The following is a 643-nucleotide window of genomic DNA, read 5'->3' on the forward strand; positions in this document are numbered from 1 at the left end:
GCCGATCAGGAAATGCGTGGCGGTCGCGACGAGGCACGCGGTGAAGATCACGCAGCCGACCGCGAGCAGCGTGATGATGCGCAGATTGGCGCGGAATTCGCGCCAGCTCATGGCGACGCTGGCCGAATAGATCAGCGGCGGCAGCACGCCGAGCAGCACCACTTCGGGCGGCAGTTCGAGCGCGGGCATGCCCGGCACGAAGGCCAGCGCAATGCCGGCCAGCAGCAGCAGGATCGCCGGGGCAATGCTGATGCGCTTGGCCAGCCACGCCGTACCTGCGAGCGCAGCGATCAGAACCAGAAAGATCGGAAATTTGGTTTCCACGCGGGCGATATCCTCTACAGGCCTAATTTGCCCGGCGCGGCGACCAGGTCAATGCAGGCGCGTGCTGAAGTATCAGATCGCGCTTGCCGCGATATTGACCATCAGCGCGACCAGCGCCGTGTTGAAGATGAAGGAGACGATGCCGTGGGCCGTGGCGGTACGGCGGATGGATTTCACGGTGATGCCGACGTCGGAGACCTGCGCGGTCATGCCGATGACGAAGGAGAAATACACGAAGTCCCAATAATCGGGCTGTTCCTTCGTGTCGTCATCACCAGACGGAAATGCCAGCCCGCCGGGTTTGGCCCCGCGATAGAAC

At 63.1% G+C, this 643-nt stretch carries 2 protein-coding genes; both read right to left on the reverse strand.

Going from position 1 to position 643, the window contains the following annotated elements:
- A partial coding sequence (locus tag AC1DU6_RS34450) for a cation:proton antiporter domain-containing protein (protein WP_477862971.1) occupies window positions 1-324 on the reverse strand: 324 nt, incomplete at its 3' end.
- 72 nt (window positions 325-396) lie between these two features.
- The coding region (locus AC1DU6_RS34455; protein ID WP_477862973.1) for a DUF1345 domain-containing protein at window positions 397-643 on the reverse strand (247 nt) is incomplete at its 5' end.

The sequence above is a fragment of the Roseateles sp. P5_B10 genome, assembly GCF_056400485.1.